The sequence below is a fragment of the Bacillus sp. SRL337 genome (assembly GCF_984799155.1).
The window spans coordinates 1394177-1418621 of sequence record NZ_OZ481793.1; the positions used below are offsets into that span (position 1 = coordinate 1394177).

The 24445-nt window shown below is 41.5% G+C and carries 29 protein-coding genes; 20 read left to right on the plus strand and 9 right to left on the minus strand.

Going from position 1 to position 24445, the window contains the following annotated elements:
• The first annotated feature begins 71 nt into the window (after positions 1 to 71).
• A complete protein-coding gene (locus AC4E8A_RS06805; RefSeq protein ID WP_490197561.1) occupies positions 72 to 1184 on the plus strand; it encodes a competence protein CoiA in 1113 nt (370 codons plus the stop codon).
• Positions 1185 to 1314: 130 nt separating this feature from the next.
• Complete coding sequence (pepF, locus tag AC4E8A_RS06810) at positions 1315 to 3132, plus strand: oligoendopeptidase F (protein WP_490197562.1); 1818 nt, start codon at positions 1315 to 1317, stop codon at positions 3130 to 3132.
• A 307-nt stretch (positions 3133 to 3439) separates the two neighbouring features.
• Here the strand turns inward: pepF and AC4E8A_RS06815 are convergent, their stop codons facing one another.
• The 6 genes from AC4E8A_RS06815 to AC4E8A_RS06840 all read right to left on the minus strand — a co-directional run bounded on the left by AC4E8A_RS06815 (position 3440) and on the right by AC4E8A_RS06840 (position 6899).
• Positions 3440 to 3586, minus strand: coding sequence for a hypothetical protein (locus AC4E8A_RS06815; RefSeq protein WP_490197563.1), 147 nt, complete (start codon positions 3584 to 3586; stop codon positions 3440 to 3442).
• A 91-nt stretch (positions 3587 to 3677) separates the two neighbouring features.
• Positions 3678 to 3854: a hypothetical protein gene (locus AC4E8A_RS06820; RefSeq protein ID WP_490197564.1), complete on the minus strand. Its 177-nt coding sequence runs from the start codon at positions 3852 to 3854 to the stop codon at positions 3678 to 3680.
• A gap of 317 nt (positions 3855 to 4171) precedes the next feature.
• Entirely contained in the window at positions 4172 to 5029 is an 858-nt protein-coding gene (locus tag AC4E8A_RS06825; RefSeq protein ID WP_490197565.1) for a ClpXP adapter SpxH family protein, read from the minus strand.
• 5 nt (positions 5030 to 5034) lie between these two features.
• Positions 5035 to 5433 (minus strand): globin domain-containing protein, encoded by a 399-nt coding sequence (locus tag AC4E8A_RS06830; RefSeq protein WP_490197567.1) that lies wholly within the window; start codon positions 5431 to 5433, stop codon positions 5035 to 5037.
• A gap of 204 nt (positions 5434 to 5637) precedes the next feature.
• Positions 5638 to 6291 carry a lytic transglycosylase domain-containing protein gene (locus tag AC4E8A_RS06835; protein ID WP_490197569.1) on the minus strand — a complete coding sequence of 218 codons (654 nt, stop codon included), beginning with the start codon at positions 6289 to 6291 and terminating at the stop codon, positions 5638 to 5640.
• Between the two features lie 29 nt (positions 6292 to 6320).
• The gene (locus AC4E8A_RS06840) at positions 6321 to 6899 is read right to left on the minus strand and encodes a CYTH domain-containing protein (protein ID WP_490197570.1); all 579 of its coding nucleotides are present in this window, start codon (positions 6897 to 6899) and stop codon (positions 6321 to 6323) included.
• 149 nt (positions 6900 to 7048) lie between these two features.
• Here AC4E8A_RS06840 and AC4E8A_RS06845 point away from each other — a divergent pair, with 149 nt between their 5' ends.
• The 4 genes from AC4E8A_RS06845 to AC4E8A_RS06860 are packed head-to-tail and all read left to right on the plus strand — an operon-like array spanning position 7049 to position 9869.
• Positions 7049 to 7426 carry a UPF0738 family protein gene (locus AC4E8A_RS06845; RefSeq protein WP_490197571.1) on the plus strand — a complete coding sequence of 126 codons (378 nt, stop codon included), beginning with the start codon at positions 7049 to 7051 and terminating at the stop codon, positions 7424 to 7426.
• 48 nt (positions 7427 to 7474) lie between these two features.
• A complete protein-coding gene (gene yjbM / locus AC4E8A_RS06850; protein WP_490197573.1) occupies positions 7475 to 8125 on the plus strand; it encodes a GTP diphosphokinase in 651 nt (216 codons plus the stop codon).
• Between the two features lie 52 nt (positions 8126 to 8177).
• Positions 8178 to 8975 carry an NAD kinase gene (locus tag AC4E8A_RS06855; RefSeq protein ID WP_490197574.1) on the plus strand — a complete coding sequence of 266 codons (798 nt, stop codon included), beginning with the start codon at positions 8178 to 8180 and terminating at the stop codon, positions 8973 to 8975.
• A gap of 9 nt (positions 8976 to 8984) precedes the next feature.
• The gene (locus AC4E8A_RS06860; protein WP_490197575.1) at positions 8985 to 9869 is read left to right on the plus strand and encodes an RluA family pseudouridine synthase; all 885 of its coding nucleotides are present in this window, start codon (positions 8985 to 8987) and stop codon (positions 9867 to 9869) included.
• A 205-nt stretch (positions 9870 to 10074) separates the two neighbouring features.
• Here the strand turns inward: AC4E8A_RS06860 and prpE are convergent, their stop codons facing one another.
• A complete protein-coding gene (gene prpE, locus AC4E8A_RS06865) occupies positions 10075 to 10827 on the minus strand; it encodes a bis(5'-nucleosyl)-tetraphosphatase PrpE (RefSeq protein WP_490197576.1) in 753 nt (250 codons plus the stop codon).
• A gap of 506 nt (positions 10828 to 11333) precedes the next feature.
• On the opposite strand from prpE, the gene mgtE reads away from it, so the two are divergent.
• The 4 genes from mgtE (at position 11334) to AC4E8A_RS06885 (ending at position 16318) form a co-directional block, all read left to right on the plus strand.
• On the plus strand, positions 11334 to 12710 hold the full coding sequence (gene mgtE, locus AC4E8A_RS06870) for a magnesium transporter (protein ID WP_490197577.1): 1377 nt from the start codon (positions 11334 to 11336) through the stop codon (positions 12708 to 12710).
• A 16-nt stretch (positions 12711 to 12726) separates the two neighbouring features.
• Positions 12727 to 14589 carry a monovalent cation:proton antiporter family protein gene (locus tag AC4E8A_RS06875; protein WP_490197578.1) on the plus strand — a complete coding sequence of 621 codons (1863 nt, stop codon included), beginning with the start codon at positions 12727 to 12729 and terminating at the stop codon, positions 14587 to 14589.
• A 198-nt stretch (positions 14590 to 14787) separates the two neighbouring features.
• Positions 14788 to 15564 (plus strand): enoyl-ACP reductase FabI, encoded by a 777-nt coding sequence (gene fabI / locus AC4E8A_RS06880; protein WP_490197579.1) that lies wholly within the window; start codon positions 14788 to 14790, stop codon positions 15562 to 15564.
• 202 nt (positions 15565 to 15766) lie between these two features.
• Entirely contained in the window at positions 15767 to 16318 is a 552-nt protein-coding gene (locus tag AC4E8A_RS06885; protein WP_490197580.1) for a CotO family spore coat protein, read from the plus strand.
• A 57-nt stretch (positions 16319 to 16375) separates the two neighbouring features.
• Here the strand turns inward: AC4E8A_RS06885 and AC4E8A_RS06890 are convergent, their stop codons facing one another.
• Positions 16376 to 16873, minus strand: a complete 498-nt coding sequence (locus AC4E8A_RS06890; RefSeq protein WP_490197581.1) for a CotY/CotZ family spore coat protein — start codon at positions 16871 to 16873, stop codon at positions 16376 to 16378.
• Between the two features lie 181 nt (positions 16874 to 17054).
• Here AC4E8A_RS06890 and AC4E8A_RS06895 point away from each other — a divergent pair, with 181 nt between their 5' ends.
• The 10 genes from AC4E8A_RS06895 to AC4E8A_RS06940 all read left to right on the plus strand — a co-directional run bounded on the left by AC4E8A_RS06895 (position 17055) and on the right by AC4E8A_RS06940 (position 23649).
• Positions 17055 to 17384 carry a DUF1360 domain-containing protein gene (locus AC4E8A_RS06895; protein WP_490198795.1) on the plus strand — a complete coding sequence of 110 codons (330 nt, stop codon included), beginning with the start codon at positions 17055 to 17057 and terminating at the stop codon, positions 17382 to 17384.
• Between the two features lie 412 nt (positions 17385 to 17796).
• On the plus strand, positions 17797 to 18264 hold the full coding sequence (locus AC4E8A_RS06900) for a sporulation protein (RefSeq protein ID WP_490197583.1): 468 nt from the start codon (positions 17797 to 17799) through the stop codon (positions 18262 to 18264).
• 13 nt (positions 18265 to 18277) lie between these two features.
• Positions 18278 to 18748: a stage V sporulation protein AC gene (gene spoVAC, locus AC4E8A_RS06905; protein ID WP_490197584.1), complete on the plus strand. Its 471-nt coding sequence runs from the start codon at positions 18278 to 18280 to the stop codon at positions 18746 to 18748.
• Positions 18748 to 19764 carry a stage V sporulation protein AD gene (gene spoVAD / locus AC4E8A_RS06910; RefSeq protein WP_490197586.1) on the plus strand — a complete coding sequence of 339 codons (1017 nt, stop codon included), beginning with the start codon at positions 18748 to 18750 and terminating at the stop codon, positions 19762 to 19764. The genes spoVAC and spoVAD overlap by 1 nt, the downstream gene beginning before the upstream one ends.
• A gap of 25 nt (positions 19765 to 19789) precedes the next feature.
• On the plus strand, positions 19790 to 20146 hold the full coding sequence (gene spoVAE, locus AC4E8A_RS06915) for a stage V sporulation protein AE (RefSeq protein WP_490197587.1): 357 nt from the start codon (positions 19790 to 19792) through the stop codon (positions 20144 to 20146).
• A 6-nt stretch (positions 20147 to 20152) separates the two neighbouring features.
• Complete coding sequence (locus AC4E8A_RS06920) at positions 20153 to 20863, plus strand: DUF421 domain-containing protein (RefSeq protein ID WP_490197588.1); 711 nt, start codon at positions 20153 to 20155, stop codon at positions 20861 to 20863.
• A gap of 49 nt (positions 20864 to 20912) precedes the next feature.
• Positions 20913 to 21029, plus strand: coding sequence for a YjcZ family sporulation protein (locus AC4E8A_RS06925; protein WP_490197590.1), 117 nt, complete (start codon positions 20913 to 20915; stop codon positions 21027 to 21029).
• Between the two features lie 140 nt (positions 21030 to 21169).
• Positions 21170 to 21433 carry a sporulation-specific transcription regulator SpoVIF gene (gene spoVIF, locus AC4E8A_RS06930; protein ID WP_490197592.1) on the plus strand — a complete coding sequence of 88 codons (264 nt, stop codon included), beginning with the start codon at positions 21170 to 21172 and terminating at the stop codon, positions 21431 to 21433.
• 1035 nt (positions 21434 to 22468) lie between these two features.
• Positions 22469 to 22735 (plus strand): hypothetical protein, encoded by a 267-nt coding sequence (locus AC4E8A_RS06935; protein WP_490197593.1) that lies wholly within the window; start codon positions 22469 to 22471, stop codon positions 22733 to 22735.
• A gap of 23 nt (positions 22736 to 22758) precedes the next feature.
• The gene (locus AC4E8A_RS06940) at positions 22759 to 23649 is read left to right on the plus strand and encodes an MBL fold metallo-hydrolase (protein ID WP_490197594.1); all 891 of its coding nucleotides are present in this window, start codon (positions 22759 to 22761) and stop codon (positions 23647 to 23649) included.
• 36 nt (positions 23650 to 23685) lie between these two features.
• Here the strand turns inward: AC4E8A_RS06940 and AC4E8A_RS06945 are convergent, their stop codons facing one another.
• Positions 23686 to 24360, minus strand: a complete 675-nt coding sequence (locus AC4E8A_RS06945) for a DUF421 domain-containing protein (RefSeq protein WP_490197595.1) — start codon at positions 24358 to 24360, stop codon at positions 23686 to 23688.
• Positions 24361 to 24445 lie beyond the last annotated feature (85 nt).

Here is a 24445-nt window from a genome sequence, read left to right on the forward strand (position 1 = left end):
TGCGTTATTTTTTTTGAAATCAGAGGAAAAAGCGATATCTGCAGCGAAGTAGTAAGAATAGGAGGTGACATATGCTTACCGCATTGAACAATCGAAAAAAGATTGTATCGCTAACCCGTTTATCTCTCGATGAAGTCGCGATGATAAAAGGACAGAAATTTTTTTGTCCCGAATGTCATTCACCGCTCACCCTCAAAGCCGGTGAAATTAAAATCCCTCATTTTGCACATGTATCGATGACCCGTTGTGAAGGAAGCCATGAGCCTGAAACAGTCACCCATCTAAAAGGGAAGGCACAGCTTTTCCACCACTTTTCTTCTTTTCTCCCAAACGTTACGTTAGAACACTATTTTCGTAATATCCAACAAAGGACAGATGTGTTTATTCAGCTGAATCAAAGGAAGTTTGCTATTGAATATCAATGTACACCGATCAGCAGTACTGATTTCGCTGAGAGGACAGCTGGTTACTATAGTGCCGGCATAGAGCCAATTTGGATATTGGGGACACAGGTGAAGGCGAAAGGCGCGGAAACGTTGGTTCTTTCAAGTTTCCAGCAGAGCTTCATCAGATACAGTCCGCATGCAGGATACTGGCTGTCTTTTTACAACAGCCATTCTAAATATATTTACTTCTATTTCAACCTATTCCCTTTAACTGCAAACATATTTGCTTCCAACACACACTCCATTCCTCTCGCTTCCATTCCTTTCCCATTTCTGCTGCCGTCAAAAGACAATTGGCAGCAACACAAAAAACGGTTTTCGGCTTCTCAACATTCATGGCTCCAAAATAAATTAAAATATAACCGGGGAGTGAATGATATCTTTCTGAAATCTCTCTATTTAAATCGTGATCACGTAGTGTTTCTCCCCGACTTCATCGGACTGCCAACTAAGCATATGCTTTTAATCAAATCCAACCCGATTGAATGGCAATATTACTTATGGTGTGATGTTTTAAAGGGAAAAAAAGCGGGGGAAAAGGTACAATTAAAGGATTTCGTAAACTGTCTGAAGACCCGATTGAATAATGGATTCATTGTTAATCGAAAGCTCCCTCTTATCGGAGGGAACGATATTAATACAACCTTGCAAGATTACTTAATTATTCTGGAAGAAAGTGACATAATAAAAAATGTCGGTGGTGATGAATATTTACTATTGCAGGCTCATACTAAATAACGTCAAGGTTGAAATGGTTTTCAGGTAAGAGTGTGGTTAAAATAACCCATCTCTTGCAGGATTTTCTTTTTTGATAGAGAATGTAAGAGGGAAGGTTTAATTTCGAAACGCGAAAGAATGGAGGATACATATGGCAAACGACACAGCAGTAAAGAGTCTCCCGAATCGTAAAGATATCCAGGAAGAACTGACTTGGAGACTTGAAGACATTTTTGCGAGCGATGATGCATGGGAGAAGGAATATAAAGAAGTACAGGAACTGATCAAGGAAGCAGGTAAATATCAAGGTACACTATCTGAAAGTGCAAATCAGCTTTATAAGGCACTTCAATTTCAGGATGAGGTGTCTGAAAGAATGGGAAGGCTTTACTCATATTCCCATATGAGGTATGACCAGGATACAACGAACTCCTATTATCAGGGCCTTGATGACCGTGCAAAAACGTTGTATACACAGTTGTCCAGTTCCTTTGCATATCTTGTGCCGGAAATACTGGCGATTGAAGAGAACAAGCTGAGCAGCTTCCTTGAAGAGAACAAGGAACTTAAGCTGTATAAGCATGCCCTTGAAGAGATCAATCTGCAGCGCCCGCATATTCTATCTGCTGAACAGGAAGCGCTTCTTGCTCAGGCTTCTGAAGTTTTGGGTGCTTCCGCAAACACATTCGGCATGCTGAACAATGCTGATATGGAATTCCCAAGTATCAAAGATGAAAACGGTGATGAAGTAGAAATCACTCATGGGCGTTATATCCGCTTTTTGGAGAGTGACGACCGCCGTGTACGGGAGGATGCATTCAAGGCTGTTTATAAGACATATGGAAAGTTTCAGAACACATTTTCAAGCACGCTGAGCGGTACGGTCAAAAATGACAATTTCAGTGCACAGGTAAGGAACTATGATTCTGCCCGCCATGCAGCGCTGTCTGCTAATAATATCCCTGAAACTGTTTATGAAAACCTTGTGAAGACGGTTAATGATAACCTGCACTTACTTCACCGGTACGTCAAACTCCGCAAGAAAGTGCTTGGTCTCGACAAACTGCATATGTATGATCTTTATACTCCTCTAGTAAAAGAAGTGAAAATGGAGATCCCTTACGAAGAGGCTAAGGATATGATTCTGGACGGGCTTACTCCGCTTGGTGATGAATACATTAACCTTTTGAAGGAAGGGTTTGAGAACCGCTGGGTCGATGTGGTTGAAAACAAAGGAAAGAGAAGCGGTGCCTATTCTTCTGGTGCGTATGGAACAAATCCATATATCCTGATGAACTGGCAGGATAACGTCAATAACCTGTTTACACTGGCTCATGAATTTGGCCACAGTATTCATAGTTATTACACACGAAAGTATCAGCCGTACCCGTATGGCAATTATTCAATTTTCGTCGCAGAGGTGGCATCCACTTGCAATGAATCTCTATTGAATCATTACCTGCTGAATACAATTGATGATGAAAAGAAACGTTTATATCTTCTTAACCATTACCTTGAAGGATTCAGAGGAACGGTTTTCCGCCAGACAATGTTTGCTGAATTTGAACATATCATCCATAAAAAAGCCCAAGAAGGGGAAGCATTGACTGCTGAGATGCTTACTAAAGAGTACTATGAATTGAACAAGAAGTACTTTGGGGACGAGGATATCGATATTGATGAAGAGATTGGCCTTGAGTGGGCTCGCATTCCTCATTTCTACTACAATTATTATGTTTATCAATATGCTACCGGCTTCAGTGCGGCAACCGCATTGAGTAAGCAGATTCTTGAAGAAGGCCAGCCGGCAGTCGAAAGGTATATCGAGTTCCTTAAATCAGGAAGCTCTGATTATCCAATCGAGGTATTGAAAAAAGCGGGAGTAGACATGACAGTCTCCCAGCCGATTGAAGAAGCGATGAAAGTATTTGAAGAGAACCTAATCGAAATGGAAAAAATGCTTTCTTAATAGAATGAAACAGAGGGCCGTGACGAAAACCACGGGCCCTCTGTTTTTTTATCTTGAAAAAATGTTTCAAGGACATCAGCATAGAAAAGCGCATCAAATCTGTCTTGAAGGGTGATTTTAAGGATATCATCGTCACAAAAAGGATTCAAATGTGTCGTAAAAGAAGGTTTCAGGGACATCAATTTTGTAAAAAAGTCCAAACATGTTTAGTAGATGAAAATGGGCTTCACTAAAAGAAGCCATCGATCTAGCGAATTCATTGCGGCGGTGCGTTACTTGTCCACATCTATTTATTCACAAGGAATAATCAGTCTCGATGACCACCATTTCTGATCCAAATGGACCTTTTCACGTGAAACCAGCGTGAAAGGATGACGATTTTCAACTGAACGTCACCCTCGGCAAGTTCATCCTCTTGAAATGTTGCATTTTTTTCCTTAGTATTCAGCTTCACCTTTGTTCCCAGCCCCCATTGGGTAGTTTCTATTCTTAATTGCCGCTTCCATCATCAAACGAGATCACCAAGGGCAGCATTTCTTCTAAGATCAAAACCCTTTGAATCTTTTGCGGTTATTAAGATAGTGGACAAGAAGGAGGAGCGATATGAATAAGAGGGGAGAGGTTAGGAATATTGGATAGAGATGCATCAGCCCGAAAATGTTTATAGTAAAGGAAAGTACAATAAATAGAACCAGCATGATCAATTTCCATTGAGGGATCATTTTAACAAGCCTCCTAAATAGGTATCATTAAATTATATGAGATGTCCTGTTGGAAATTCATATTCTCAGCACGAAAAAGAGAAGGAAAGACCAAAAACAATATGACAATATTGTGAAATAATAAACAAACAACTTGCACATACAAGTTGTCCCATGCTATATTATGTACAAGAAGTTGATCACAACAAACATATACCCCTTTGTTTGACCGTGAAAAATTTCTCCCATCCCCTTTGTTTGTATAGGAAAACCCGTTGTCTTAGGACAACGGGTTTTCTCTTTGTATTCTTATCGTAGTATATTGTTTCCTTCATTTGTTATGAAGAGAGGAATCTCCAGAATGTCCCATGTTTCGCAGGTATCTTTTCCACTTTCTTCTGCAGCATCCATTTTTTCATATTCTTTTCAACCTGTGCCGTACTCATATCGTATACCACTGATATCTCTTTTGTTGCCACCATTCCGTAATATTCGAGGAAGTGTTCCAGCGGTGGGAGAGGCTGCGGTTCAGGTCTGGTGGAAAGCATTTCCTCCAAGATTTGCACATAGACTTCAAAGGGGTACATTCCGGTCACTTTAATGCCCTCATCTTCAATGTTTTCATTGAAAAAGACTAAAGTAGGAATTTCATCAACATCCATTTCAGCCGTTATTTTCAAATCACATTGAAAGGCTTTGGAAGCAGATTCTGAGTGGATATCGTTTTTGAATTCCTCTACATCCAGACTGCTCTGCCGGGCAATATCAGTCAGTACTTCAAGATTGGATACATTTTGTTTTCCCAGAAAAAGATCCTCCTGGAGCTTTCTGAAAAAACGGATACCCGCATGACGCCCCTGTAATTCTGCAGCTTTAATGGCAATGGACGCGAGATGGGGGGAATCTATCGGATTTTCAAACCATAGGTTCCCGTCACATGACATCCCAGAACGGCTTGCAGTCTTTTCCCATTTGTCAGCAATGTTTTCTTGTTTCTTCTTGTTGGTCAGGTTTAAAGAAGTCAATTTGCCGCTTATGACATTCTTAATTCTGAAATATTGCCCGTACTGAATGTAAAGCTTTTTGAGAATGGGCTCCAATGCCCAGCATTCCGGACAAAGGGGATCGATAAACATATAGATTTCTAACGGCTTTTTCTCAGGTCGGCACCTTTGAAGGTTTTTTTGATTAATCATGCTGCTCAACTTTCTTCACCATGTGTCTGGTCAGGGGAATTCACCATATGTCTGGCTGTCAGTACAAGCCTTGAAAAAAACTCTTCACGAAAGTGCCCTTCCAGACCGACTTCATCCATAGCTTCACTCATACATGCCAGCCAGGCTTTTGCCCTTGTTGGTGTTATTTCAAAATTCAAATGCCTGGCCCTCATCATCGGATGGCCATGCTCTTCTGTATATAAAGGGGGACCGCCTAAGTATTGTGTAAGAAATTGTTTCTGTTTTCTTGCGGTGTCAGACAAATCACTTGGAAATATAGGTATCAGGTCAGGATGTTTCCCCACTCTTGCATAAAAAGCATCTACAAGCATTGAGAGCTTTTTTTCGCCAATAGTTTCATATGGCGTCTTATGTTTCTCCATAAGTAGACTCCTTTTTGCATTGATTGTTTGTTTCATTTTAGCAATGGCTGAAAAATATCTCAAACAAATAGCTTCATCAAGCTTATCTCAAATAGTATCTGCGAATTCCATGAACGCATTCAGGGGTATTTATCCTAAGAATATTCGTCCACTAAAAAAAATCCGCTCACAAGTTTGTGAACGGTTGGGGCAGGAAGGAAGACGTCATGCATAGTATTTACTTGAAACCTTTTGTACGTACTGCATTGTCTCCTTAAAAGGAGGAATCCCATTATATTTATCAACATTTCCTGGTCCTGCATTATAGGCAGCCAAGGCCAATTCGAGATTCCCGTTATACTTATCCATCATTTGTCGAAGGTATTTGGCTCCAGCGAAAACATTCTGTTTGGGATCAAAAACATCTGTCACGCCAAGTCCGCGTGCAGTTGAGGGCATGAGCTGCATCAAGCCGGCTGCTCCTGCATGGCTCACTGCATCAGGATTGAAATTGGATTCCTGGCTGATGACTGCTGTGATCAACTTTTTAGGCAGGTTATATTTCTCCGCTGCACTGCTGATGATTTGTTCAATCGAACTGTCTGGAACCTCAGTTGAAGTGACGGGTGCAGTATTGGATAGGTAGGAAACAGCACTTTTGCTCATCAGGTAGTTGCTTGTGTTCAGCAACGGAATCATTTGGCTGACAGAGCCTAATTTTGCTTGATATTGCTGATCATTCATCTGGCTGGAAAGGGTTTCATCCAGTATTTGCTGGAACATCGAAGGGCTGCTGCCAGTTCCGGTCTGGGAAGAGGCAGAGGAAAAACCCTGGAGCGCCTGAAGCTCCATCATCGTCTTCAACACTTGCACATTCATTTTTGTAGGTATCTCCTTTTCAAGAACTATCAGTTGGATTTTGCAGCTCTTAGAAATCTTTTAATTTTATTATCGGCAGGACGGATGGGAATGTTCATCGTTTCAAGGAATTCGAAGAAAATAGCTTCTCCGGTCTTCCTGTCTTTCACCTCATATTCTACCTCATAATCTTCGGTGTTTAAATAGGTACTGTAATCCAGCACGATTAATCCTTCTTTAAATCCTGTTTCTGCCCGGCTCGTGGATAACGTTCCGAAATGGAGCAGCCTGTTGGCAGTTATACCAAGCTTTCGAAGGGCATCAGAGACTTCACCGGTTGGAATGATCCCTTCCTCAAGCATTCTTATCGTTTCTTGTTCAGTAACAGGCTGATTTGTTTCGAGCAACCCATTTTCTGCCGGCTGTTTGAGAGTTAACTCAAAGGAGTTATTTTTCTCTCTGATACGAAGGGCACATTGGTTTTCTTTCAGGGAATCTGAAGGTGTATCAAAGTAGTGATTCTTCTGTAGCAAGAAGGTATCCGGTTCAAATGAGAAATGCTCTTTTAAGCGCCGAAACTCTTCTTGTGTCAGCATATTTTTAAATTCTATTTCCAGTTCTTCCGGCATGCTGCTCGTCCTTTCTCTAGAAAGTCATTATGATAACAAGTTTACCACATTGTACCCCATTCTCACTTCATTCTTAGATGAATCACTGTTTTATGTGTTAAAATAAAAGGCATAAAGCGTAAAGCAGTGAAAGGGGAACCATGCATCTTATGAGAAAAAAAATTCATTTAACAAAGGCCGAACTTATGGAAGATCAATTAGTTCTGCATAGCAGTGAGAAGGTTGAAGAGTCTGAGTTAAAGCCTGCCGGGCAGGTCCTTGTCGACTCGGATAATTTTTCTTTTGTGTACTTTGCAGAATCCCAGGAAGATTACGTACTCATACATATACAAGAGGAATGCTGGACTGCATTGAATAAAGCATTTGAACAAAAGCTGCCTGTGTATGCCGGCATTGGGGAGACAGAATTTGAGTTGGAGGGCCTTCACCAGGAACTGGACTTTCTGATTGAAAACATTGAAGGCAACAGCAACTATGGCGAAGAAATGGTCAAAAAGGTAGAAGCTGTCTTTTTGGAAAAAGCATAACCATTAGTCATTCAGCTTATCCAGATAGCTTTTTTAAGAGGTGAACGTATGAATCATTGGGATCAATTTCTGGGACCATACAAACAGGCAGTAGATGAACTGAAGATAAAGCTCAAAGGAATGAGAGGGCTCTATGAACTGGAACGCATTCATTCTCCGATTGAATTTGTTACAGGAAGGGTCAAGCCCATTGCGAGTATTTTAGATAAAGCGAACCAAAAAGGAATTCCCTTAGATAAGATTGGCAGCGAGATGCAGGATATTGCCGGCATTCGCCTGATGTGTCAGTTTGTCGACGATATCCATGCTGTCGTCGGATTATTAAGGGCGAGGAATGACTTTCGAATCATCGAAGAGCGCGATTATATTTCACATAAGAAGCCGAGCGGCTACCGTTCATATCATGTAGTCATTGAATATCCTGTACAGACCGTCCATGAAGAAAAACTCATCCTTGCCGAGATACAAATCAGGACACTCGCTATGAATTTTTGGGCGACGATTGAGCATTCTCTCAATTATAAGTACCGGGGGCAGTTTCCTGAAGAAATCAGGACAAGACTGATGAGGGCAGCCGAGGCGGCCTTCATGCTTGATGAAGAAATGTCCTTGATCAGGGAAGAAATCCAGGAAGCACAAAGATTCTTCTCGAATAAGAAAGAGCAGGAAGAGAAAAGGCGGGAATCCAAAGGACAATAAGTTTTTCTCCGATGGAAGAGGGAAATAGAAACTAAAAAAGGGTGTAGCTGTTATGAAATTTGCAATCACTTCTAAGGGAGATTCAAAGTCAAACACATTGATGCACAAAATGCGGACATACCTGCAGGACTTTGAGCTGATTTATGATGAAGAAGAGCCGGATATCGTGATTTCTGTAGGCGGGGACGGTACCCTGCTATATGCATTTCACCGTTATAGTTCCAGATTGGATAAGACAGCGTTTGTCGGTGTACATACCGGGCATCTTGGTTTCTACGCGGACTGGGTGCCTGAAGAAATTGAAAAACTGGTCATTGCCATTGCCAAGACCCCTTATCAGGTCATAGAATATCCGCTTCTGGAAACGATCATACGTTATCAGGATGGCGGGAAGGAAACAAGATACTTAGGGTTGAATGAATCGACAGTGAAGAGTGTGGAAGGGACACTCGTCATGGATGTGGAAATACGGGGACAGCATTTCGAGCGGTTCAGAGGGGATGGGCTGTGTCTGTCTACCCCATCAGGAAGTACAGCCTATAATAAAGCTTTAAACGGTGCCATTCTACATCCTTCCATCCCTGCGATACAGCTTGCTGAAATGGCTTCCATTAATAACCGGGTGTTCAGGACAATTGGATCGCCCCTGATTCTGCCGGCACATCATACCTGCATGCTGAAACCTGTCAATGTACCGGATTTCATGATAACGGTGGACCATCTGACACTGCTGCATAAAGATGTGAAATCGATCCAGTACAGAGTAGCTGATGAAAAAATCCGGTTTGCGAGATTCCGGCCGTTTCCTTTCTGGAAAAGAGTCAGGGACTCCTTTATCGCTGACGACTGAGAAACAGCTATGATCAATTATCTTATGGAGTGGAAAATTTCAAGTGACGAATCAGGGATGGATATCAAAACGTTTCTAAATCAGCACAATATTTCCAAACGAATGCTGACCGACATCAAATTTGCTGGTGGAAAGATAGCGGTAAATGAAAAAGAAGAAACTGTGCGATATATCTTGGATAAAGGAGATTTTCTGAGTGTACGGTTTCCGCCGGAACCTAAAAGCCCAACACTGAAACCGGAAAAAATCGATCTTGATATCGTATTTGAGGATAAAGATATACTGGTAGTCAATAAACCACCGTACATGAGCACGATTCCTTCAAGGGAGCATCCTGATGGAAGCCTTGCCAACGCCATCACTGGATACTATAAAAGAAAAGAGATAGATTCAGCTGTACATATCGTCACTAGGCTGGACAGGGATACATCAGGTTTGGTTTTGATTGCGAAGCACCGCCACATTCACCACTTAATGAGCCTGCAGCAAAAAAAGAGGGAAATTAAACGATCTTATGAAGCTTTTGCCGAAGGATTCTTCGCAGCAAAAGAAGGAACGGTGAATGAACCGATTGGAAGGAAAGAGAGTTCTATTATTGAACGGGAAGTAAGGGCGGATGGAAAAGCAGCCATTACACATTATCATGTGGTACGTCAGTACGAAGAGTTCGCCCATATCACACTTAATTTGGAGACCGGCAGAACGCACCAAATCCGGGTCCATATGTCATTCAAGGGCCACCCTCTGCTGGGTGACAGTTTATACGGTGGAAATCACGAAAGGATGGAGAGACAGGCACTGCATTGTTTTTCGCTTTCATTTACCCATCCGTTCACCGGTGACCCGCTTCAATTCATGGCCCCGATTCCTCAGGACATGAAAGGAATGTTGTAGTATAAAAGCCTCTTTTCGTGGATTAAAGAATATCGCCATCATTCACCAGAAGAATTGCGAATAACAAGAAAGAATATTCAGAAGGAAATGCCCGGGGTATCCAAGGGTGAAATCCCGCTCTTCGATTTTTCCAAAAGAAGCCATCAATACGAAACAGACTTCCATAAAAGAAGCAGCCGGTCTGCCCTCAAGCCGGCTGCTTTTTCTAGTTTAGTCTGTCCGGCTTTACATCTCTGAATTTTTCTGCCACAAACGGCATGGAGGATTTCACGCTTTCGACTGTCATTTCCGGATAAGAAAGGGAGGAAAGCTTCCCGCCAAAGACGGCGCCGGTATCAAGGTTGTAAGTCCGGTTGATCTGTCTTACTTCCGAAAAAGGGGTATGCCCATACACGATATAGGCTTCCCCCTTGTAATTAAAAGCCCAGTCCCTTCTGACAGGTGTTCCGTCATCATTGGTTTCCCCGGTGATATCCCCGTATAATACAAAGGTTTTCACTCTTTTGTTTTGTTTCCCTATAAGGTCTTCTCGGATGCCGGAATGAGCAATAATCAATTTTCCCGAGTCAAGCTGCTGATAGAGAGGAGAGCTCTCATACAGTTCAATAAACATCTTCTTATATCTTTCTATTTCATCTTCTGGGAGTCTTCCTAATTCTTCTAAAGTTGTCTCCAATCCATGAAGAATCTTGACATTATTGCCCAAAAAATAACGGTAGAGCTTATTGCAGTGGTTGCCTGGGACATAATATGCCAACTTTTCTTTGAACAGTCTCCAAATGATTTCAATGACCTTTAACGAGTTGGGGCCGCGGTCCGTCAAATCACCCACGAATCCAAGCAAGCGTCCTTCCGGATGCACCGGGATTCCCGATTCCCATTTGTAGCCCAGTTTCATTGTCAATTCTTTAAACTCATCATAACAGCCATGTATGTCCCCGATTATATCAAGCTTCATAGGTTCTCCTTTCTAATATGAATTAAGTGAATAGACATCTGATTTCCTCGAGTGAAATTTTATGAGGCGACAATCTTTTAAAGATTTGCTAGTATTATGAGGACTGATATAGTTATCCTGATAAAATAAATTGATTGTACACATAACTTGATTGCATGGAATGATCACTTCTATAATAATAATTCTCTTAAATATAAAATTTAAACGGCGCTATACTTTATTTATTTTGCCTTTTTCGTAAACGTTGTTGCTATTTATATCAAGTTCGAAATTCTTCGCCTCAATTCACCAGAAAATCTAAAAAAGGCAGAAAAAATAGAGCTGTTCTTCTATAAAGAAAATCCCTGGTATCCAAGGGGAAAATCCGGTACTTAGGATTTACCAAAAACAGCAATCAAATCAATACGGAAACAGCCTTTTCTTAAGAGGAAGCAGGTATACTGTTTATTTATCAATTATCTGGCAGATGATTATGAACAATTTCAACAAGCAAGGAGGGATTGCCAATGCCAGTGGAAAATCAAGAAAAAAGAGAAGTCCAATTGGATGAAGACTACTTGACCTCTGCCCTTCTAAATGAAGAAATGGAGAAGTTCCGTGAAGAATTCACTGCTCTCCATTCATACGACAGAGCGCAATATTTCGAGAAAATCGATGATTCCCTAAGATTAAGAATGTATCAATATTTATCTCCTGCGGAAATGGCAGAACTGTTCGAAAGCCTGGATAAGGATGAAACGGAATATCAGGAAATCCTTGCGGAAATGACTCCCTCTTATGCTGCGGACATGCTATCCAACATGTATGCCGATGATGCCGTTGATGTTTTGAATGAACTTGATAAAGACCAGGTTGCCAGTTACCTGACCATTATGGACGATGACTCAGCTCAGGAAATCAAAGAGCTTCTTCACTATGAGGAGTATACGGCTGGAAGTATCATGACAACTGAATTTGTTGCCATAGAAGCCAATCAGACGGTACGCTCGGCGATGACCATATTGAAGAAAGAGGCCCCGAATGCTGAAACGATTTACTATATCTTTGTTGTTGACGAAGAAAAGCGGCTGGCGGGTGTTATATCCTTGCGTGACTTGATTGTCAGCGACGATGAGACGATGATTGCCGATGTCATGAGTGATCGTGTGGTATCCGTTTCTGTAGGGGAAGACCAGGAAGCGGTTGCCAGAACAATGAGGGACTATGATTTCCTGGCTTTGCCTGTCGTTGACTTTAAACATCATTTACTTGGTATCATCACAGTCGATGACATCATAGATGTTATTGACGAAGAGGCTTCAGATGACTATTCCAAACTGGCGGGTATTTCTGATGTGGATACGGTTGACCGTAATCCTTTCACAGCAGCCAAGAAAAGGCTTCCTTGGCTGATAGCATTATTATTCCTTGGGATGTTCACTGCCAGCTTGATTGGAAGATTTGAAGAGACATTGGACAAAGTTGCAATCCTGGCTGTTTTTATTCCTTTGATTGCCGGCATGGCCGGGAATACCGGAACACAGGCATTGGCAGTTGCCGTGCGTGGTATTGCAACTGGCGACCTGGAAGAAGAGAGTAAATGGAAGCTTGTTATCCGTGAAGCGGGAACCGGTTTGATAACCGGCACTGTTTGTGGAATAGTTGTCATGATTACTGTATACGTATGGAAAGGGCAATTATTCTTAGGTTTTCTTGTGGGGATTTCCATTCTGGTATCATTAATTGTGGCTACTCTTGCTGGCTCGCTCGTTCCGCTGTTGATGCATAAGCTCAAAGTGGATCCGGCCGTAGCATCAGGCCCGTTCATTACAACCATCAATGACATTATCAGTATCATGATATATTTTGGAATGGCAACACTATTTATGAATTATCTAGTATAGAAAAGGGGGAAGATTGATGGAACATGGTGCATCAGTGGCATCACTGGTTATTGTAATTCTTGCAGCATTCCTTACACCGATTTTGCTTCATAGGCTGAAGCTTAACTTTATACCCGTTGTAATTGCCGAAATCATCGTGGGGTTGATCATTGGCCGAAGCGGTTTTGACCTTGTTCAATATGATGTGTGGCTGGAGACATTGTCTACACTCGGTTTTATATTTCTTATGTTTTTAAGCGGACTGGAAATTGATTTTTCGGCTTTTTCAAACAAGGGGAAAAAGAAAGAAATCCTGCCAAATGGAAAACCGGAACCGAACAGACTAAAAGTATCCATGATTATTTTTGCCGGTATCTTTATAGTTTCCCTGGCATTGTCTTATCTATTTGTTATTGCCGGTTTGATTGATAATGCATTCCTCATGACACTTATCATCTCAACGATTTCTCTGGGGGTCGTCGTTCCTACATTAAAGGAAGCCCATATCATGAAGAGCGGCATTGGCCAGATCATCTTGCTTGTGGCGGTTATAGCTGATTTGGTCACAATGATACTCCTTGCAGTTTTTGTTTCTTTGTACGGCGATGGCCATGGAAATATGTGGCTGCTGTTAGTATTGTTCGGTGCAGGGGTATTGTTATACTTCCTGGGCAGAAGATTCAAGAACAATCCGTTAATGAAGACACTCTCAACGGGTACAACCCAAATCGGGACGAGGGCTATATTCACTCTGATCATCCTGCTTGTTGGGGTATCTGAATCAGTGGGGGCCGAGAATATCCTGGGTGCATTCCTTGCAGGTGTATTGGTTTCTCTTCTTTCACCTCCTCAGGAAATGGTCCATCGATTGGACTCCTTCGGCTATGGGTTCCTGATTCCGATTTTCTTTGTGATGGTCGGGGTTGAATTGGAACTATGGTCACTCTTAAGCGATCCGAAATTGCTTTTATTGATTCCATTGCTTATGCTCGCGTTCCTTGTATCGAAATTGCTGCCGGTTTACCTGCTCCGAAAATGGTACGATAACAAGACGACCATTGCTTCGGCTTTCCTATTGACATCTACATTGTCATTGGTAATCGCCGCTGCCAAAATCGCTGAACGAATGGAAATCATTACGGCTCAAATGAGTGGAACACTGATTTTGGTGGCTGTTATTACATGCCTGGTGACACCAATTGTATTTAAAAAGCTGTTTCCGAAAGAAGCAGGCAAGGAAAAGCAACTCAAGGTTGCCTTTTTAGGGGCCAATCAAATGACACTGCCCGTTTCAAGAGAGCTTAAGTCCGCACTTTATGTACCTGTGCTCTATCATACCCGACAGGATAAGTCGAATCGAAGCATCTCCGATTCATTATTTGACATCACCGAAATAGAAAACTATGATTTAAAAACCATTGAGGAAAACAAAATCTTTGAAGCGGATATCATAGTCATTTCCACAGGGGATGAAGAACAAAATGCCACCCTTGCGACTGCTGCCAAAGAAGCAGGCATTGAGCGTGTCATTGTCCGGGTGGAAAGCCCCGATCTTGAAGAGATGCTGCGGGATCAGGAGATAGAAGTATTTTCTGTCATGCTATCTACAAAAGCACTGCTTAAAGCACTAATTGAATCTCCGTCTGTAATGAATATCTTTACCAATCAGGAAACTTCACTATATGAAATCAAAATGCTGAACATCCAGTTCGAAGGCATGACACTAAGGGAATTCCCGTTTACAGGGGACGTCATCTTTGTCCGCATCTTTAGAGGCAAAGATTCCATTGTTCCCCATGGGGATACCGAACTTCACATGAATGACCGACTGATAGTGACAGGCTCCAAAGAATACGTTGATGAACTCAAACGTGAATTGGAATTCTGTGAATATTGCTAAGAAAGACCACCTGTCCGATGGGCAGGTGGTTTTTCTTATAGAATTTTCACGAACGGATATGGGCATAACTTGAATAATGAGGGTTAATTTTATCTTTTTTTTTGCTCTTATCCCTTTCTTTCCTGTAGTAAATCGGATAAGATTAGTATCAGGTACTAATAACTTGTAATAATCCAAGAATATATAGGAGGATTTTTGATGACTCTCTCACTAAAAGGTAAAACATACGTAGTAATGGGTGTAGCAAATAAACGAAGCATTGCCTGGGGCATTGCCAGAAGTCTTCATGAGGCAGGGGCAAGATTGATTTTTACATATGCAGGAGAACGATTCGAAAAGAGTGTAAAGGACTTGGCAGGAACACTTGAAGGCAGTGATAACAACCTTTTCCTGCAATGCGATGTGACGAACGACGAAGACATCGAAAAGTGCTTTGAGACAATCAAAGAAGAAGCCGGCACGATTCATGGGATTGCCCACTGTATTGCGTTCGCTAAAAAAGAGGAACTGTCCGGTGATTTTATGAATACGACAAGAGACGGCTTCCTGCTGGCTCATAACATCAGTTCTTACTCGTTGACAGCCGTTGCTAAAGCCGCAAAGGACCTTATGGTTGAAGGCGGCAGTATCGTGACGCTGACATACCTCGGCGGAGAGCGTGTGCTTGAGAACTACAATATCATGGGAGTGGCAAAGGCATCCCTGGATGCAAGCGTGAAGTACCTTGCCAGTGATCTGGGCAAAGCAGGAATCCGTGTCAACTCCATTTCGGCAGGGCCGATCCGGACTCTGTCTGCAAAAGGTGTAGGTGACTTCAATACGATTCTAAAAGAGATTGAGGAACGTGCTCCATTGAGAAGAAATACTACTCAGGAAGAAGTAGGGGATACAGCTGTATTCTTGTTCAGCGACATGAGCAGAGGCATCACGGGTGAAAATATTCATGTTGATTCCGGCTATCATATAATGGGTTAGTGAACGAAAAGTCCAAAGGCGATTTGCCTTTGGACTTTTTTTGTTATTTTTGATTGGAACAAGCCTAGCTCAAAAGTGTAGATTTGAGCCAGGTGAAAATTGCTGAATTGGGCAAGACTCAAAAAAATATTTGGAAATATTCTAGAAACCTCTAGGCACTTGCTGCATACATTGTAAAAGGAATGACCCGGGAGGTGCCAACATGAGTAAGAATTCCAAAGCGAGAACGCCTTTATTATACATCCAGCAGCCTTCACTTAAAGAAACAAGAGCAAATATGCAGCAAAGCTACTCAACAAAAAATGCCAAGCCGAAACCAAATGAAAAACAAATAAAAGATCAGTCAGCAGAGAAAAAGCCAAAACGAAGAAAGCGTTCCTTCTTTGAAGAGGAACTGGGAACTTTATATGGAGAAGGCCCACTACAAGAATCCGCCAAACCAGAGCCTGAGCAAGAGGAAATCAAAGCGGGTGAAGAGTCTGAAAACAAAGAATTAGAACAGAGGAATAAATCATTTTCTTTTAAACCATTAAAGCCGTTCAGAGACATGGACCTTGATGAAAAGGTTGATTATCTTTCCCGCTACATTAATGGAAAAGCTCCTTTTCCATGTGAGTTTATCACAAAAGAGGAAAGACACAGGGGGATCCTGCTGCAATCAGAAAAGGATATCCTTGTAATAAAGACATTTCAAGGTGACGAAGTAGAATTCAGCAGAAGTTCGTTGGAAGCAATCAAGATCATCGGCTTATAAGGTGTTAAAACAAAAGAAAAAGCCAGCCGGATTATATTCCGGCCGGCGTCTCAAAGGTTAGTCACAGATGCCTAGATCTCTGTCTGCAATACATTGAATTGCGCAGAAACAATTCAAGTCAACAGTGATACAGTTGTTTGTTCTGAACCACTCATCTACGTCGCAGATTGCACCGTAGTCTAATTTCCCGTAGTCGTTGATAATATCTCTGTTTGGTCTGATTGCTCTCAGAGTCGCACAGCAATTATCAAAAATTTCTTCTACACGGAAGTAAATGGTTACACAGTTAGCATCGCACTCTCCATCGCGCTGTCTGAACAGAGCTTTGAACAATTCACCATTTTTATTAGTCAGTGTAAAGATACGTGTGTCTGCGCGTCGTCTCATTGCAGGACTGTTCAAATCGCCAAGCGGCTCAAGGAAACAGCTGGTAGTACAATCCAGGCATTCATCATTTACTGCTGCATCCTGGATGTCTTTAATGGCGCGTACTACTTCACATACACAATTGTCAGTACTAACTCCACCTACATCATCTCTTTTTCCACAACCCATATTGAAAAAGCCTCCTTATAATTGTTTATCGCTACACTAATAACATATTGTAGTCAAGGAGTTTAAGTTACGGATATTAGCCCATTTTCGGGAAAATAGGCTAAGCGGTAATGGTTTACTTGATAAAAAATTAATCCTCATGAAAAGGAGTACCTTTGTGGAATTCACTTTATTACAGTTGATGATAATGGGTTTGGCCGTATTTCGGTTGACACATCTGATTGTTTACGATAAGATTACCGAATTTTTGAGATCCCCATTTTTTGATGAGGTTGAAGAAAAGGACGGGCTCGGCAATACTGAAACCTATTTAGTTCCTAAACAGACACTAATCAGGGGCTGGATCGGAGAACTTATCAGCTGCTATTGGTGTACTGGAATATGGGCGGCAGGCGTTCTTTATGGGCTGTATATTTTTCTGCCGGCAGCAGCCAACCCGTTGATTGTCATATTGGCTGCTGCTGGCATTGCCTCCATTATTGAAACATTGATACAAAAATGGATTTCTTGATTTCAGAGAACAAGCGTTATGGCAAGTGCATATTATGTTGATATAGGTATGGATTGCCTGAACGCTCTACTCTGAGCGCCATCATTTAAGGGGGAAGTAAAGGATGATGAAGAAATCTGAGTCAAATGATTCTAATCACAAAATCAATTCGCCTAAAAGAAAGAAAAAAGGATGCGGCTGCGGCAAAAGAAAGCGAAGGAAATAAGAACTTTATCAATTGTGTTTTTTTGTCAAATGATTATAAAGACTGATGCCCAAAAAACTCGCGGAGTTTATGGTTGGGCATCAGTCTTTTTTTATTCATAAAAAGCCGTCCATTAGCAGAAGATAGGAATACAATAAAAGCGTTTTGTAAGGAACTGATACCTGCTTTTCTTCTTTACAGACATTCAAAAACTGAGGGGATATTTTTATGAATAAACAGTGGTTTGGTGTATTAATTATCATGTTACTCGCCGGGTGTGCTGTCAATGAGGAAGATGGAAAGGACAGCAGGGGTGCTTTGATCAAAGTTACAGATCCGCCGCCGGTTGAATTGATGGAGAATCCTGAGACAGACAGCATCGGTCATGCCGTAAAAAAAGAAATCGCAAAGCTTCCTGAACTTTATGATGTCGCTGTCATAGAAGGGAAAAAGGAAATATTGGTTTCCTATAAGGTAAAACATTCCCATCGATTCCATATGAAGGGAATTGAAAAAAAGATGACAAAGAAGCTCGAGAAAAAATATCCTGATGAAGAATTCATTGTTTCCAGTGATTATAAAATTTTTTTGGAAACCGTGAGACTCAAAGAAAGAATCGAAAAGAACCATATTTCCAATAAGAAAGCTGAGGAAAGGTTCCAAGAGATCATTAAGCTGAAAGAGGAACTAACCTAGAAAGGAGCATGGTATGGGAAAGAAGCAAAAAACACCGCAGCAGAAACAGTTCGAACAGCTTGAGAAGAAGCATGAAACTAAACGCCCCGTGTTGCTAAACTGTATCAAAGCTTTTTTTGTTGGAGGTTTCATTTGCTTGATTGGACAGGCCGTCACTTATTTCTATATCTATTTCTTTAATTTTACCGAACAGACAGCCGGCAACCCGACCGTTGCCACTATGGTGTTTTTTTCGATGCTCTTGACAGGATTTGGCGTCTATGACCATATCGGACAGTTTGCCGGGGCTGGAAGCGCTGTGCCGGTTACAGGGTTTGGTAATGCGGTCATATCCGCCGCCATCGAACATCGGACTGAGGGGCTAGTTCTTGGAGTAGGGGGAAATATTTTCAAGCTTGCTGGTTCAGTTATTGTCTTTGGAGTGTTTTCAGCGTTTGTCATAGCCTTGATTAAGACTCTTCTGATTAAGTGGGGGGTTATTTAATGTTAAAAGGAACACAATCATGGGAATTTCAGAATCAGCCATCCATCATTTCAACAGGGGTAGTCGGTGGGCCTTTTGAAAAGAAGGGCAGATTATCGGAAGATTTTGATCGATTTTTCGATGATTTATGGATGGGGGAAGAAACGTATGAAAAAGCAAACCGCCTGATGATCGAAAATGCAGTAAAACTTGCGGTAGAAAAAGGAGGAATACGGGAAGATCAAGTCCAATTCTTCTTGTCTGGAGATTTAATAAATCAAATCACGCCATCCTCCTTTGCTGCCAGGACAAACGCAATACCTTATCTTGGTTTATTTGGAGCCTGTTCGACATCGATGGAAGGACTTGCGCTGGCCTCTTATATTGTGGATTCAGGAGGTGCGGATTATATCGTGACGGGTGCTTCCAGCCATAACTCTGCAGTTGAAAAACAATTTCGATATCCAACGGAGTATGGGGGCCAAAAACCGCCAACAGCGCAGTGGACCGTTACGGGAGCCGGGTATTCGCTTGTTGGAAAAAGTACACCTGGATCAGCACCTATGCCCCGGGTCACTTCTGCCACAGTAGGAAGAGTCATTGATATGGGACTGACAGACCCATTCAATATGGGGGGGGCGATGGCACCGGCGGCGGCAGATACCATCGCTGCACATTTTAAAGATTTAGAAAGAGACCCATCGTATTATGATCTCGTCATCACTGGGGATTTGGCTAAAATAGGACGCAGGACGACCCGGGAATTACTTCAGCAAAAAGGGATTGACCTGGATGAGAATCAGTTTCATGATTGCGGTTTGCTGATATACGGACAGGATCAGCCTGTACAATCAGGCGCCAGTGGTCCGGGATGCTCAGCAACGGTTTTATATGGGCATCTCCTTAATCAAATGAAAAAAGGTGTGTACAAAAAGATTTTAATGGTAGCAACAGGAGCTCTTTTGTCACCACTCACCTTTCAGCAGGGAGAAACCATTCCATGTATAGCCCATGCTGTGTCGATTGAATATATCTAAACGAGACTGAAAGGAGTGGCAGTTAATGCTGGCAATGTTTTTTTGGGCGTTTTTGATAGGTGGCATGATGTGCGTAATCGGCCAGCTTTTATTCGATATCGCAAAATTGACACCTGCTCATACTTTGAGTTTGCTTGTGGTCATGGGAGCCATATTATCAGGGTTTGGCTTATATGAGCCATTGATTGATTTTGCAGGGGCTGGAGCAACGATTCCCATTACATCATTTGGGAATGCACTTGTTCAGGGAGCCATGCAGGAAGCAGACCAACATGGTCTGGTAGGTGTGCTTACGGGAATGTTTGAAGTGACAAGCTCCGGTATATCGGCAGCCATCATCTTCGGATTCCTTGGTGCCTTGATTTTCAAGCCGAAAGGGTGAGGCTGTGTGTACGAATATGCAGAGGTAGCCTTTAGGAGCCTTTTTGTTCTTGCTGCATTATTTCTTGTAACAAAATTACTTGGAAGGAAACAGCTTTCGCAGCTTTCCTTTTTTGAGTACCTCACAGGTATCACAGTGGGCAGTATCGCGGGGACGCTGTCGATGGACTTGGAATTGAAGCTTTTGGAAGGGTTGATGAGTATATTGCTTTGGTTCTCTGTCCCCTTCATCTTTTCCTTGTTATCACTGAAAAGCGTCAAATTCAGACATTTCATAGAAGGTACTCCGACTATTTTTATCCAGGATGGCAATATCATCGAGCAAGCCTTAAAAAAAGAAAAAATTTCAACAGATGAAATGCTTGAACAATTAAGAAAAAAGGGGATCTTCCGGGCAGCTGATGTCCAATATGCCTCATTTGATACCAATGGGGAGTTAAGTTTTCTGCTAAAAAGAGAAAAACAGCCTCTTCTTTATGAAGACTTGTTCCATTTTTCTGGTAAGATGCTGCAAATTCAGCCCGTAATCAGTGATGGAGAAGTTGATACTCAAGGGTTAACACAAATAGGGTTCACCGAGGAGTGGCTTTATCAACAGCTTACGCAAAGGAAAATCCTGCTTGAAAATGTTTTCCTTGCACAAGCGGATACTTCCGGGCAATTAACCATTGATTTATTTGATTGGACGGAAGGCAAGCTCCAGCCCAAACATAGGTAATCATCTCTACATACACTATATCAGCAAGGTACAAAGAGAGGTGATAACTATGTATGGATATGGTTATGGCTGTGGATACCCAGGTAACAATTACGGATCAACCTTTATCTTGATTGTTGTTCTGTTCATTCTCTTGATCATCGTTGGTGCAAGCTTCTACTGTTAATCCGATAAGCAGGTTTCAGTACCCATCGTGCAAAGACGATGACTGCTGAAGCTGCTTTTTTGGTTTTTTCAGGGATTGAATCATGCACCAAAAGGTCAGCGCCTCATACTATATAGTAGCTATGAAGGAGGCGTTTACCCATGAATAACAATAACTTCTTTAAGAATATTGAAAAGAAAACCGGTGTCAATATGAATGATGTTTTAGAGCTGGCCAGCTCACTTCAAAACGCAAATTTCAAAGATGAACAAACAGTCCGTGGTGTCATTCAGCGAGTATCGCACATTGCCAACAAACCAGTAAACAAAGAAACGGAAGACAAAATTGTAAAATCCCTTGTAAATGAGGGAAAACAGCTGGATTTTGGTACGCTATCCCAAATGATCAATAACGAGAAGAAATAGTAAAAGTGGAACCATTTGGCCCTTGGTGCGATTAAGGGTAACTCGTTCGGTTGAGAGGGAGAAAATGCCTATTTGCTGGTGGTTTTGCAGGTTAAAATACAAAGACTTTTGCAGGCTGTTTTGAAGTGTATTATGAATGAAAATTGCACAAAAAAGAGGAGCTGCCAACGACCTTGCAGCTCCTCGCTTCTATTATGCGTTATTCAATTAAGCCCCAGATCGGTTGAACAGCCGGTTTCCCGTTAAACTTTTGCATTCTTCAGCAATGAAACCAGGTTCTTTGCTAATTGAGGTTTATAGAGGGAAAAATTCCCCTTAATTAGCAAATAGTATTGAAAACAGCTTAAATAGAGGGAGAAATTCCTCTTATTTGACTCAAAAAACGTAAAAATACGCAGCTTTGCTTTGTATAAAGGGAAAAACTCCCCTTATTTTCCGCAAAAACCACGTCTACTCTACATCTAACGGTAAAATCTCCCCTTATTTTTCTATCACTCGTTACTCCCCCTTTCTCTCCCATCTATTGTATCTGCAATAACGAATCCGTTGACAAATTTGTAACATAAAATGCAGACCAGTTTGCAACACCACATAAATTTATGCGGTAGTGCAAATCGGCCTGCAAATCAGTATGCAACAATAAGCGAAAAAACTTCAAAACCATTGGTATGCCGATACAAAAGCCGATACAAAATGCTATGCAAAATGTACCGCAAATTACCTTTCAATTTATTGGTTTCTCCCTCTATACTGAACGGGTTGCGATTAAGGGGGACCGGATGGTTTTTTCGTACGTAAAGGCCCGTTTGCTGCAGGAAGATTTCCAGCGGGCAATGCAACAGCAAAAGAGATGAGATGGAAGCCCTGCTCTTCTTTCAGAAAAACCCATTAGATACACAAAATTCGAAAACAGAAAACCTGAATATAATATTTACCCACCGAAATTCATATCTTCATCCGTATTTCATAATAATAAAAATGAGAGTTTATAATCTTTCTTAACCGGGAATTGAAAATCAAAGCGAGGTGAACAGTATGGGATATATTGCACCAGTACCGCATTTTCAATATATGCAGTATGCCGAGCGTGAAGTCAGTAAGGATTATGATCCTTTCACCTTTATGCCCGTAAGCAGGATTCGTCCTCTGGTGAATGAAGATGAGCAGTATGACGGTGACCTATCAGGTGAAAATATGGTCAATGTGAGGGGACAGAAAAGAAGCAGCAAGTCTGAACCCCTATTAGAGGAATTTTTAGCAGATATTACAGGAAAAGGGAAGTACATTAACGAATATGTATAAAAAACGGAAAGGATGTAATTCCCTTGCTATTGAAACAAATCAATGAAAGCTGCTACTATTTTTTTTCTGCAGTCAATGTCGGTTATATCCTCAATAATGAGGAAGGGATGCTCATCGATACAGGAATCGATGATTCGTCCATCAAGAAAGTGCTGAAACGATTGGAACAGGAAGGCCTCCCGTTGAATTACTGCCTCGTCACTCATGCACATACGGATCATTTTGGAGGAGCCTCTTACTTAAAGAAGAAGGGGGTAAAACTGTTTGCCCCTCAATTTGAAAAAGCCATTATGGAAAATCCATTGCTGCAACCCGTTTATTTATGGAATGGAGCATTTCCTTTGAAGGAAATAAGGAATAAATTTTTAGAAGGAAAATCTGTGGAAATCGATGAATGGTTTTCTCCAGGAAAATTGGAAATCGGCCCATTTACATTGGAAGCCATCCATTTGCCAGGACACTCCATCGGACAAGTGGGTATCCTGTATAACGATATCTTTTTTGCTGCTGATTCTTATTTTGGTCAAGAAACAATAGAAAAGCATATCATTCCATTCATCACAGATGCCCAACAAACAATTGATACACTTGAAAGATTGAAAGATTATTCTTTTCAGGGAGCTGTTCCCGGGCATGGTGAGTTTGAGAGGGACATCAACGCCACGCTCGAAGCAAATATTTCGGTACATAAAAAGTTATTGAGCCAGCTGGCAGATAAGGTGGAAAACAGCAATGAGAAGTGGGAGTTTGACCAATTGATGAAGGAGTTTTTGGACCTCAATCGGGTAGAGTCTGGTTCACTGGGCCAATACTTGCTTTACCGGACAAGCTTTACAGCCTATTTAACCAAATTAATCAATGATGGGTCATTAAAGATATCCTTGGAAAAAAACAAGCTATTTATCAGTAATTAGAAATGGCCCAAGCGGCCTTTTGAAATAAACGGGTATCTAGTACCCTTGAAGCAATAAATCTTCTCCATCCTGCCACTCTCCAAATAAAACATCCTTTGCGGAAGAGAACCCCTTTTTTTGTATTTCATTGATGAGCCATTGTTCATCTGCATGTATCATTTTCAAATTGTCATAAATGATTTCACCATCCAGAATCACAGATATCGGAATCGGGATGGAAGAAGGGGCAACATTCAAATCCTTTTTTTGTACAGAAGCATAAATGGATTTTTTAATGACACTTAAACTCCCATCAGTTTCGAGGATGGCATATTCACATTCACGAAGAGAGAAAACATCTTTGGTACGGAGCAGCTGCTGAAGCTGGTTTAAATCAAGATGATTCTTCTTCAATTGTTGAAATTGAATCTCTCCCTTTCGAATGATGATGGAAGGCGTATTCTCAAACAAGTGCCTTAATCTTCGGGAACGCTGGGTAAGCTTCTCAGTAAAATATATCATTCCGCCCCAGATTGTAATCGCAAAAAGGATTTCCATTACTCCCCCTTTATTATCATAAAGGGAGTTTCCCACAAGTTCCCCTAGAATGATAGCTGATATGAAATCAAAAGGGGTAATCTGTGAAATTTGTGTTTTTCCCAATACTTTTGTCAATATGAGCAATGCAACGAAGCCTACGATAAGTTCAGTTGCAATTTCAATAAAATTCATAGTAGTTCTCCCGTTTCCGTTTTTAGTCATTAATCCATTTTCAACAAGATACGAAAGAATTATGCAAGACCCACGACATTGGAAA

Excerpts from the sequence above, each read along its gene's own strand:
- AC4E8A_RS06885 (WP_490197580.1), top strand. The coding sequence starts at position 15,767 with ATGAGTAAGAATTCCAAAGCGAGAACGCCTTTATTATACATCCAGCAG.
- AC4E8A_RS06900 (WP_490197583.1), top strand. The coding sequence starts at position 17,797 with ATGAATAAACAGTGGTTTGGTGTATTAATTATCATGTTACTCGCCGGG.
- AC4E8A_RS06835 (WP_490197569.1), bottom strand. The coding sequence starts at position 6,291 with ATGAATGTGCAAGTGTTGAAGACGATGATGGAGCTTCAGGCGCTCCAG.
- AC4E8A_RS06845 (WP_490197571.1), top strand. The coding sequence starts at position 7,049 with ATGAGAAAAAAAATTCATTTAACAAAGGCCGAACTTATGGAAGATCAA.
- AC4E8A_RS06925 (WP_490197590.1), top strand. The coding sequence starts at position 20,913 with ATGTATGGATATGGTTATGGCTGTGGATACCCAGGTAACAATTACGGA.
- AC4E8A_RS06945 (WP_490197595.1), bottom strand. The coding sequence starts at position 24,360 with ATGAATTTTATTGAAATTGCAACTGAACTTATCGTAGGCTTCGTTGCA.
- AC4E8A_RS06855 (WP_490197574.1), top strand. The coding sequence starts at position 8,178 with ATGAAATTTGCAATCACTTCTAAGGGAGATTCAAAGTCAAACACATTG.
- AC4E8A_RS06830 (WP_490197567.1), bottom strand. The coding sequence starts at position 5,433 with ATGGAGAAACATAAGACGCCATATGAAACTATTGGCGAAAAAAAGCTC.
- AC4E8A_RS06875 (WP_490197578.1), top strand. The coding sequence starts at position 12,727 with ATGGAACATGGTGCATCAGTGGCATCACTGGTTATTGTAATTCTTGCA.
- mgtE (WP_490197577.1), top strand. The coding sequence starts at position 11,334 with ATGCCAGTGGAAAATCAAGAAAAAAGAGAAGTCCAATTGGATGAAGAC.
- AC4E8A_RS06935 (WP_490197593.1), top strand. The coding sequence starts at position 22,469 with ATGGGATATATTGCACCAGTACCGCATTTTCAATATATGCAGTATGCC.
- spoVIF (WP_490197592.1), top strand. The coding sequence starts at position 21,170 with ATGAATAACAATAACTTCTTTAAGAATATTGAAAAGAAAACCGGTGTC.
- spoVAD (WP_490197586.1), top strand. The coding sequence starts at position 18,748 with ATGTTAAAAGGAACACAATCATGGGAATTTCAGAATCAGCCATCCATC.
- yjbM (WP_490197573.1), top strand. The coding sequence starts at position 7,475 with ATGAATCATTGGGATCAATTTCTGGGACCATACAAACAGGCAGTAGAT.
- prpE (WP_490197576.1), bottom strand. The coding sequence starts at position 10,827 with ATGAAGCTTGATATAATCGGGGACATACATGGCTGTTATGATGAGTTT.
- fabI (WP_490197579.1), top strand. The coding sequence starts at position 14,788 with ATGACTCTCTCACTAAAAGGTAAAACATACGTAGTAATGGGTGTAGCA.
- AC4E8A_RS06890 (WP_490197581.1), bottom strand. The coding sequence starts at position 16,873 with ATGGGTTGTGGAAAAAGAGATGATGTAGGTGGAGTTAGTACTGACAAT.
- spoVAC (WP_490197584.1), top strand. The coding sequence starts at position 18,278 with ATGGGAAAGAAGCAAAAAACACCGCAGCAGAAACAGTTCGAACAGCTT.
- AC4E8A_RS06825 (WP_490197565.1), bottom strand. The coding sequence starts at position 5,029 with ATGATTAATCAAAAAAACCTTCAAAGGTGCCGACCTGAGAAAAAGCCG.
- AC4E8A_RS06820 (WP_490197564.1), bottom strand. The coding sequence starts at position 3,854 with ATGATCCCTCAATGGAAATTGATCATGCTGGTTCTATTTATTGTACTT.
- pepF (WP_490197562.1), top strand. The coding sequence starts at position 1,315 with ATGGCAAACGACACAGCAGTAAAGAGTCTCCCGAATCGTAAAGATATC.
- AC4E8A_RS06895 (WP_490198795.1), top strand. The coding sequence starts at position 17,055 with ATGATAATGGGTTTGGCCGTATTTCGGTTGACACATCTGATTGTTTAC.
- AC4E8A_RS06840 (WP_490197570.1), bottom strand. The coding sequence starts at position 6,899 with ATGCCGGAAGAACTGGAAATAGAATTTAAAAATATGCTGACACAAGAA.
- AC4E8A_RS06805 (WP_490197561.1), top strand. The coding sequence starts at position 72 with ATGCTTACCGCATTGAACAATCGAAAAAAGATTGTATCGCTAACCCGT.
- AC4E8A_RS06860 (WP_490197575.1), top strand. The coding sequence starts at position 8,985 with ATGATCAATTATCTTATGGAGTGGAAAATTTCAAGTGACGAATCAGGG.
- spoVAE (WP_490197587.1), top strand. The coding sequence starts at position 19,790 with ATGCTGGCAATGTTTTTTTGGGCGTTTTTGATAGGTGGCATGATGTGC.